Below are 231 nucleotides of genomic sequence, written 5' to 3' on the forward strand. Positions count from 1 at the left end.
AACAGGTCGAAGCGGTGGCGGAACGGCCGTTCGGCTTCTTCCACAAATACGCCTTCAACACCCTTCGCCAGGTGGGCGCCAATTTCGAACTGGCGGCCGATTACCTCACCTGGCTCTCCCCTGATGAATTCGCGGTCGCAATACACCGTGCTATCGGAGGAATGGTATTCACGCGCGCCTGATACGCTCGATGCGGCGCAGGCGAGCACCTTGCCCTGCGCCGGACTGACT

1 pseudogene is annotated in these 231 nt (G+C 61.0%); it reads left to right on the forward strand.

The window, feature by feature from the left end:
- Positions 1-140: pseudogene (locus EOD29_RS35440) on the forward strand (DUF1839 family protein); the annotation flags it as partial.
- Positions 141-231 lie beyond the last annotated feature (91 nt).

The sequence above is a fragment of the Mesorhizobium sp. M1A.T.Ca.IN.004.03.1.1 genome, from assembly GCF_003997555.1.
GTDB lineage: Bacteria > Pseudomonadota > Alphaproteobacteria > Rhizobiales > Rhizobiaceae > Mesorhizobium.